This window comes from Thermocrinis sp. (genome assembly GCF_036781485.1).
Classification (GTDB): domain Bacteria; phylum Aquificota; class Aquificia; order Aquificales; family Aquificaceae; genus Thermocrinis.
On the sequence record NZ_DAIQAX010000005.1, the window covers coordinates 96277 to 106111 of the forward strand.

The window sequence follows — 9835 nt, forward strand, 5'->3', positions numbered from 1 at the left end:
ATTTTAAACCAGTTTGTTTAGCATTTCTTCCACTGTTTTTAGGTTTTTAACTACCGATTGAACTGATTTTTCCCACATTTCCCTCTCCTCCGGTATCATGGGGATCTTTATTATTTCTTCTACTCCGCAGTTTCCGAGCTTTACAGGAACTCCCACACACGCACCTTTAACTCCGTAATATTCTCCAACCTCACCATCCAAGTAAACAGAACAAGGAAGTATCCTTTTGTTGTCCGTAACTATAGCTTCCACCATTTCCACTATGGAGGCTGCAGGAGCATGATAGGCAGAGGTTCCCATAAGATCCACTATCTCTCCACCTCCAAACTGAGTTCTCTTTATAATTTCCTGAAGCTTTTCTTTACTGAGCATATCCTTTAAGGGTATTCCGCCTACGTTTGATATAGATATGAGGGGGACCATCTCATCTCCATGACCACCTATGACGTAAGCGTGTATGTCCTGAGGAGAAACCTTTATTTCTTTTGATATGAATGTTTTAAAGCGTGCAGAATCCAACACTCCAGCCATACCGATCACTCTTTGCGGCTCAAAGCCAAGAAGTCTATAAACCGCATAGGTCATAAGATCCACTGGGTTTGTTACGACGATGACTATAGAGTCTTTGGCAAATTCCTTTATTTTTTTGGTTATAACCGAGAGTATGTTTATGTTTTTTTCCAGCAGATCTTCCCTTGACATACCCGGCCTTCTTGGAAAGCCTGCGGTGACTACCACTATGTCACTTCCTTCCAAGGCTTCGTATCCATCTCCTTCGGGACTGACCGAATAACCCTCCACCTTTCCGTCAATATTCAGAGCTGATAACATCTGCTGTATATCCAGGGCTTTACCTTTGACAGGTTCTATGATCCTGTCTCCATCCTTTTTTGGCAAGTCAAACATGCGCACATCCACCAAACCTCTCAAAGCCAACAAAGCTGCAGTATGCTCTCCCACATTTCCTGCCCCCACTACCGAAACTACCTTTCTTAGTTTCATGCCTTTACCCCCTGTTTGCTCTTTATCCAATTTAACAGGCCACCCTTCAAAAGAACGGAAATCTGCTTTTGTGTTAGGTTATAAGTGCAAGTTATTTCCTCTCCAGTGGTCTTGTTTATCACTACCACCTCTTTTCCTTTCTTAAGACTTTCGGCAATGTCTGGTATGTAAATCTCATCTCCAAGGGAAAACTTGCTGTAGTCTTCTTTGTTTTTGAACTCCAGTGGAACTATGCCAAAATTGACGAGGTTTGCGTGGTGAATACGGGCAAAGGATTTTGCAATTACCGCTCTAACTCCTAAAAATCTTGGAGCCAATGCGGCGTGTTCCCTTGAGGATCCTTGTCCGTAGTTTTCTCCACCTATTATGATGTTTGCCTTCTTTTTGTTGTCTCTTATCTCCTTTGCCCTGCTTACAAAGTGTGGATCTACGTAGTGATAAACGTATTCGCTTATGGCGTAGATGTTGGAGCGCAAAGGTAGAATTTTAGCACCTGCGGGCATGATGTGGTCTGTGGTGATGTTGTCTCCCACTATAAGAGAGACCTCTCCTTCTATGCTTTCTGGAAGTTCGTCAAACTCGGGAAGTGGTTTTATGTTTGGACCTCTGTAGATCTCCACCTTTTTTGCTTCTTCTTCAGGCAAAGGTTCTATGAAGGCCTCATCCCCATAAGGGAACCTTTCCGGCATTTCAACCTTTATCCACTTTAGACCAAGCTTTCTTGGGTCTATTATCTCTCCTGCTATGGCACAGGCAACGCAGACTTCTGGAGAGGCAAGATAAACCTTAGCATCCGGAGTGCCAGACCTTCCCTCAAAGTTTCTGTTAAAGCTCCGCACAGAAACGCCACCCGATGGTGGAGCAAAACCCATTCCAATGCACGGACCACAAGCACTTTCAAGGATCCTCGCCCCAGCCTTTAAGAAGTTTAACAAAGCTCCATTTTGGGTTATCAGCTCCAAAGCCTGCTTAGAGCCTGGAGCCACTGCAAAGATAACATCCGGATGGACCTTTTTACCTTCCAAAAGCTTTGCTGCCCTTGTAAGATCTACAAAGGAGGAGTTTGTGCATGATCCTATCACCACCTGATCTACCTTAATTCCCTCCACTTCTCTGACTGGCACCACGTTGTCCGGAGAGTGAGGACAAGCTATTAGTGGTTCAAGCTTTGAAAGATCTATCTCTATGATCTCGTCATATTCTGCATCCGGATCCGGCAGAAGCTCTATCCAGTCTTCTTCTCTCCCTTGGGCTTTAAGGTATGCCCTTGTTATCTCATCGGAAGGGAAGATGGAAGTGGTAGCTCCAAGTTCTGCACCCATGTTGGTTATGGTTGCCCTCTCCGGAACAGAAAGCTCCTTTATTCCCTCTCCAAAGTATTCAAAGATCTTTCCCACTCCTCCCTTTACTGTAAGCCTTCTTAAAAGCTCAAGGATGATGTCCTTTGCGCTTACCCAATCCGGAAGCTTTCCTATAAGATGGACCCCCACTATTTTTGGCATTTTTAGATAAAAAGGTTCTCCAGCCATTGCGGAGGCCACATCCAACCCACCAGCCCCTATGGCTATCATTCCCATTCCACCAGAAGTGGGTGTGTGAGAATCTGAGCCAAGCAAGGTTTTTCCGGGCTTAGCAAACCTTTCCAAATGCACCTGATGGCATATGCCATTGCCGGGCTTGGAAAGCCATATACCATACCTTTTTGCCACGCTCATTAGGTATTTGTGGTCATCGGGATTTTTGTAATCTGTTTGTAGCATATTGTGGTCTATATAGCTCACAGAAAGCTCGGTCTTTACCCTATCTACTCCCATAGCCTCAAACTGAAGGTAAGCCATAGTTCCTGTAGCATCCTGCGTAAGCGTTTGGTCTATCTTTATGGCTATCTCCTCCCCGGGCACAAGCCTACCGCTAACCAAGTGATTTTCAAGAATCTTGTAAGCGACAGTCCCTTTAGCCATGAAAACCTCCTGTGCAAAAGTTGATGATATTAATTATAACTTTTTGGAGCTTAGTCCAAAAGTTATTCCCTCATAGATAACTCTGCACTTTGTTATAATTAGCATTAAGATGTTTTTATCACTACAGTAGCTTTTGGGGGCATACACCTTTGATAGGGAATTGGATATGAAACCTTACTGGGGGACCGAATTCGAGGAAACCAATCTAAAGGATATAGAAAATAAGATAAGACAGTTAGCATTTAAACGGTTGGATATCAAAAAGCAACGTATGAGAAATCTGCTAAAAATAGCAGCACCCGATGAAGCGCTATATCGTGAAATTATGCTTTCGTTGGGATATAAAGAAAATAAAGTTCAATTTTTGGAACTTGCTATGATTACTCCCTACTCTGAAATAAGAAAGCTTAAAGATAAGATAGCTATTGAACTTGCCCTTCTTCATAGAGCAGGATTTATAGATGCAAATGGGAAGTTAGAAAATTTTGATTTCTCATTAAAGATGGACAAAAATGTGTGGAATTTAAGAGGAGTAAGACCGGCAAATCAACCTCAAAATAGGATAAAGCAGATATCTCATTTGCTTTCTGAGACAGTTGCAAAGGATGGTATATTTAACTTCTTTAAATCAAGGATAGAAGAAAATTATTTTGATGGGTGGGGAAACGATTTCAAGTTGAATCAAAATATTGCGAACAGCACTGTAAAGAAAATAATGAACTTCTCAGGAATTGGAGAACAGAGGAAGGCTGATATGTTTTTTAATATCATTCTTCCTTTTTTCTTGGTGATTTATGAAAATGAACAAAATGAAAAATTAAAAGAATTTCTTGAAAATCTTTACGAATATCATAAACCACTTTCGCCTAATTCAGTTATAAAGAGTATGATGAGAAGGTTTAACATTAAAAACATAAGTTCAGTTAGAGAATACATGGGTTTAATACAACTTTACTATGAAACAAAGGAGAAAATAAGTCATGAACAAATTTGAACATATTCCTGATATTATAGACAATTCAGAAATAAAACTTTCGGATGTTTTAAATAAACTTATTTCTGAAGAATCAAGAGTTTTCATTGCTACAGCATACTTCAATCTGGAAGGGTTCAAGCTTATAAAAGAAGGATTGAAGAGAGCCAAAGAGGTAAAAATTGTAATAGGCAAGGCCATGTCTCCAGAAAACATTATAACACCCGAGTTATTGGAAGTAAAACTTCAGGATGAGATAGAAGAAAAAATTGATGAAGAAGAAACAAAAAATCTAATTGATGAGTTTATTTCATTCCTTAAAAATGAAAATGTTGAAATAAAAATTTACAATAAAGGATTTTTTCACGGCAAATTTTATATCGTCGAAGGTGGCATTCCCATAGTTGGTTCTATTGCCATTGTTGGTTCTTCAAACCTTACTTACGCTGGTTTAACAAGTAATACAGAATATAATAGTGTGATTAAACAGAAAACTGTCGTAGAAAATCACAAAGAGCATTTTCTAAAAATTTTCAATGATAAATGTGTAGATTATAAGGAAAATTTAATTTCGCTCATCTCAAGTTTTCATTCACGATATTCCCCGTATGATGTGTATATGAAGATTCTTTACTCATACTTTGAAGATAAACTTACTGAGACTCCTACGGAGGAGATGCCTTCACCGATCGTTCTTGCTGATTTCCAGAAAGATGGATATTTATCATCTTTGCAGGCATTAGAAAAATATGGTGGAGTAATTCTTGCTGATTCCGTTGGTCTTGGAAAGACATATCTTGCTTTACGTCTCCTTGATGACTTTGCATACAGATTAAGACAAAAAGCGCTTATTATCTGTCCAGCACAGATCAAGGAAACAATTTGGGAGCCTAAACTCAGGGAATTAGGAATAAGAGCTGATGTTTTAACTCAGGAAAAAGTAAGTAGGGATTTTAATCCTGATAATTTTTCCGATTATGACATCATAGTTATTGATGAATCTCATAACTTCAGAAACTCAAATACCAAAAGATGGAAGAATCTCTTTGAAGCAATTATAAAAGGTAAAAATAAAAAAATTATTTTAATCACTGCTACTCCCGTAAATAATTCTGTGTTTGACCTTTACAACCAAATAAGGTTTATCACCAAAGACAACGACGAATTTTTTAAATCAGCCGGTATAAATAGCCTATGGGGCTACTTTTTAAAAGCAGATAGAGACAAAGAAACCCTCTTTGATTTACTTGAGGAGATAGCGGTGCGTAGAAGCAGACCATTTATAAGAAAATTCTATCCTAATGCGGTGATTGATGGAAAGCCTATCAAATTCCCAGAAAGAGTCCTTTATACTGTAAAGTATGAACTTACCGATGTTTATTCAGGAATATATGAGGAATGTAAGACCACAATAGAATCGCTCAACCTTGCCAGTTACAATATTGATTCATTTAGAAAAGACATCTTTCAGCATAAGCTTCAAAGTTTTGAACAAATAAAGGAATTCTTAAAAAAGGAAGGTTGGCCCGATGAGAGGGTTCATGAGTTGCTGATGACCCTTGGAAGGAATGAATCAGTTATCGCAATACTTAGAATTCTCTTCCTTAAGAGATTGGAATCAAGCGTGGAAGCATTCAGAATTAGTATTAAGCGTTTGCTTGATTTTCAAAACAAATTCTTACAGCTCCTTGATAAAAATAAAATTCTTGACAGAGAATCCTATATAAAGTTTTACTCTGCACAGGCGGAAAATGAAATAGAAGAAGAATATATTGAAAAATTGAGCGAGATAGACCCTGATAAATACGAAATTGAAGAAATTAAAAAGAGAACGAAAAAGGATATAGAAATTCTTGAAAACATATACAATAAACTCTCTGAAATTTCGGAAGAGAAAGATTTAAAATTACAGCAACTCATTCACACACTCCAAAAACTGAAAAACAAAAAAATAATCATCTTTGGCTATTTTAAAGATACAATGAGATATGTTTATAATTATCTTAGGCAACCTGAAATTGCATCAAAGATAGGTGTTCAATCCAACAAAATTTCCATAGTTGATAGCGATGTGGATCCTAACGAAAGGAAGGACAGAATAATAAGATTTTCCCCAGTATCAAATGGATATCCAGAGATAAAAGGAACAGATAAGGAAATACAAATTTTAATCTCAACTGATGTGATCTCAGAGGGTCAGAACCTTCAAGATGCGGATACGATCATAAATTATGACCTGCCGTGGAATCCTGTAAAGATCGTCCAGAGAATAGGAAGGTTGGATAGAATCGGCTCACCTTACGAGGTTATTAATGTTTACAATTTCTTCCCGGAAGATGAACTGGAGTCCCTTTTAAATCTCTTGAAGCGACTACACAGTAAGCTTGATGCTATAAATAGAAGCGTGGGGCTTGACGTTTCTGTTTTGGGAGAGACACCTAATCCAAAGGATTTCGGCTATATAAGAGATATTTTTGATGCAAAGAAAAACGTTCTTGACGAATTGGAGGAATTATCTGAACTTGCTATAGGAGAGTTTTTAAAAGATGAAATATTGAGGTATATACAATCAGAAGGAACTAAAAGGATCCGAAAAATTCCTAATGGCGTGGGTAGTGGAATAAGGAGAGATGGGAAGAAGGGAGTTTTCGTGGCATTTAAAGATAATGAAAGGCATTACTGGTGTTTTTATGACGTTGAAAATAATGAAATTATTGAGAATCGTCTTGAATGTATTAAGTTGATAAGATGTAACAAAGACGAGCCATACGTGGCTCCACCGGAATATTTGAATGTATATCAGATCATAAGAAAGGTAAAAAATCACATAATTTCAAGGTTAAAGACAGCAGAGGTAAAACCGCTTAAACTTAAAACTCCTCAAAATTCTATCCTTAATTGGCTACAGGCGGTTGGGAATACTGCTAAGCATCTTATACCATATTACTCAAAACCTTTGCCAGAGATGTATCTTAGAGAACTCAAAAAATTATGGTTGAATTCAAAAGACTTAAGCGCAGAAGATCTAATAAAAATTCTTGAAAAATTTAAAGAAGAACATCCGATTGGAGAGCCGATTGAACAGGGCTCTACAAAAGAAGATGAAGATAGAGAGATTAAACTTAAATTAGTTGGGTATATAACAATAACTAATTAAGAAGGGAAAGATGAGTGGGTTAATCAAAAGTATCACTGATATTTCAGAATCCAAAAGTATTTCAGCTATTTCAGAGCTTTTCAAACAAATGGGTTATAAAGCCAAAGTAATTCCCCTTGATAAGACACAGTATGAACTGCCACCAAGAGCAAATGAGCTTATCCAAGAATTTTCACTTATCTGTGATTATCACAAGCAGTTTCAGGTCTACTTTGTGAAAACACCATCAATGAGAAGGACTGACTTTAGAACCATTATTGAGCCATTTTACAGAAGATTTCCCCATGTAAATACGCTTTTCATCTTCACAAATGATTTTAGCGAGCTTGCCTTTGTGAGTCCCTTTAGAATACCTTTTGACACCACCAAAATTAAAATCCTTTTGAGAACACTCTATCTTGACCCCTCAAGCCCATATCACACAGACCTTGAAGTCCTTGAAATGATAAGAATTAATCCTAACGAGCAAATTCCCGATATTATCTGGCAAAAACATAAAACCGCATTTGATGTTGAAAGGGTAACAAAGGAGTTCTTTGAAGCATATAAGAATGCCCTAAACTTTATAAGAGATGAAATTTTAATTCCACAAAATAAAGCAGACTATTCAAAATGTCACTCCTTTGCTCAGCAACTTCTATCAAGAATAATGTTTCTTTATTACTTACAGAAAAAAGGCTGGCTTAAATGGAAAGATTATGTATCTGATAAAAGATATATCAAAAACTTGTGGGAAAAATATAAAAAATATAGAAACACTCCTGATAGCTTTTATTCTGAGTGGCTTTCTCCTCTATTCTTTTCAGCTTTTAATAAAAAACATGAGTATTTAAAAAGCCATCTTCCTGAAGAGATCAAGGAATCTTTTAATCTTATGCCATTTTTAAATGGCGGACTTTTTACCCCAAATGAACTTGATGAAATTGGTTTTAATCTTCCTGACAGTGTATTTGAACTTCTATTTGACATAGACCAGCAAGATAAAAATAAAGGTTTTCTTGAAAGGTTTAACTTTACCGTTCGTGAGGATACTCCTCTTGAGGTTGAAGTTGCAGTTGACCCTGAGATGCTCGGTAAAGTCTATGAATCATTGATTGCGGAAGAGGAAAGACAAAAAGCAGGTATTTTTTACACTCCAAGGGTAGAGATAGACCTTATGTGTAGGCTTTCACTTGTTGAATATCTTTTTGAAGAGACGAAAATCTCAAAAGATGACCTGATATCCTTTATATTTGAACCAGAAGAGATTGAGAATTACCACAATATTGAAGACCTTCGGAAAATTAAATCAGCACTTGATAGTGTAAAAATCGTTGACCCTTGCGTTGGCTCTGCCTCTTTTTTAGTGGGTATGATGAATGTTCTTGTTGAGATCCATAGCCATCTTACAAAGAAACTTGAAGGAAGAGAAGAAAACCTTTTTGCATTGAAGCAGAAAATAATCCTTGAAAATCTTTATGGCGTTGATGTTAAAGATTGGGCTGTTATGGTTGGAGAACTCCGTCTGTGGCTTTCCCTCATCATAGAAACTGATGAAAAATATATGGACATCTACACAAAACCACTCCTTCCAAATCTTTCTTTTAAGATGCGTCAGGGAGATTCACTTGTTGAAGAGATAGCAGGACAAAAAATTTTGTTAAGAAAAGAATTCGGCATCATCTCTCCATCACTAAAAAATAAAATTCAAGAACTTATTGACAAAAAAGCACAATTTTTCTCAGGCGGTAGAAGTGCTGACTTAAAAGAAAAATTTGAGATAGAAAGGCTTGAAAATGAAATCTTTAAAGGACTTATTGAAAATAAAATATCAGAACTTGATAGAAAAATCCAAGCAAAGGAAAAATACCTTTCCTCTCAACAGCTTGAAATGTATGGAACAAAAGCAGAAAAAATCAAAGAAGAAAAGGAAAGGTTGAAAAAAGAACTTGAACAATTAAAAAAGGAAGTCCAAAATCTTGAGGAAGTTAAAAATGCACTTGAAAAGAAGACTTCAAAAGATTACTTCTTTTGGGAAATTGACTTTGCTGAGGTCTTTGCTCAAAAAGGTGGATTTGACATAGTAATAGGAAATCCACCTTACGTTAGACAAGAGATGATTGCCTATCCTCTTGACAGAGAAGAAGAGTTTAGCGAAGATGAGTGGAGAGAAAGAAAAAGGGAATACAAAGAAAAACTTGTAGAATCGGTAAAATCGCTTTGGGAGAATGTAAAAATTGACAAAAGAAGCGACCTTTACGTTTATTTCTACTACCATGGTCTTTCCATACTTAAGCCGGGTGGAATTTTCTGTTTTATCAACTCAAACTCTTGGCTTGACGTCGGATACGGGGCAGGGCTTCAAGAGTTTTTGCTAAAAAATATGAAGCCAATTTATGTAATTGATAACATAGCGCAAAGAACTTTTGAGGCAGATATAAACACGGTTATCGTCCTTATTAAAAGACCAAAAGATAAAAGCGAAATCAAAGATGATGATGTTTTGAAATTCGTTGCCTTCAAAAAGCCATTTGAAGAAATTTCAAGAGCAGAGGTGTTTAAACAGATAGAAAAAGAGGAAAAATTTACCATCAACGAGATTTATCGCGTATTTCCAAAAAAGAGGATTGAGCTTTTAGAGGAAGGAGTTGAAATAGAAGAAGAAAATGAATTTAAAGAACCAAAATATTTACCTTACATTGGCAACAAATGGGGCGGAAAATACTTAAGAGCACCTGAGATATTTTTTAAGATTTTGGAAAA

General features: G+C 37.0%; 5 protein-coding genes. 3 read left to right on the forward strand and 2 right to left on the reverse strand.

Going from position 1 to position 9835, the window contains the following annotated elements:
• Positions 1–3 precede the first annotated feature (3 nt).
• A complete protein-coding gene (locus tag V7P40_RS04400; RefSeq protein ID WP_333784764.1) occupies positions 4–1002 on the reverse strand; it encodes a malate dehydrogenase in 999 nt (332 codons plus the stop codon).
• Positions 999–2963 (reverse strand): aconitate hydratase, encoded by a 1965-nt coding sequence (locus V7P40_RS04405; protein WP_333784765.1) that lies wholly within the window; start codon positions 2961–2963, stop codon positions 999–1001. The genes V7P40_RS04400 and V7P40_RS04405 overlap by 4 nt, the downstream gene beginning before the upstream one ends.
• 166 nt (positions 2964–3129) lie before the next feature.
• Between V7P40_RS04405 and V7P40_RS04410 the strand changes: the two genes are divergently transcribed.
• The 3 genes from V7P40_RS04410 to V7P40_RS04420 all read left to right on the forward strand — a co-directional run.
• Entirely contained in the window at positions 3130–3957 is an 828-nt protein-coding gene (locus tag V7P40_RS04410; protein WP_333784766.1) for a DUF2851 family protein, read from the forward strand.
• A complete protein-coding gene (locus tag V7P40_RS04415; protein WP_333784767.1) occupies positions 3944–7093 on the forward strand; it encodes a helicase-related protein in 3150 nt (1049 codons plus the stop codon). The genes V7P40_RS04410 and V7P40_RS04415 overlap by 14 nt, the downstream gene beginning before the upstream one ends.
• A 10-nt stretch (positions 7094–7103) precedes the next feature.
• Positions 7104–9835, forward strand: a 2732-nt coding sequence (locus V7P40_RS04420) for a DNA methyltransferase (RefSeq protein WP_333784768.1), incomplete at its 3' end; no start/stop codon positions are given.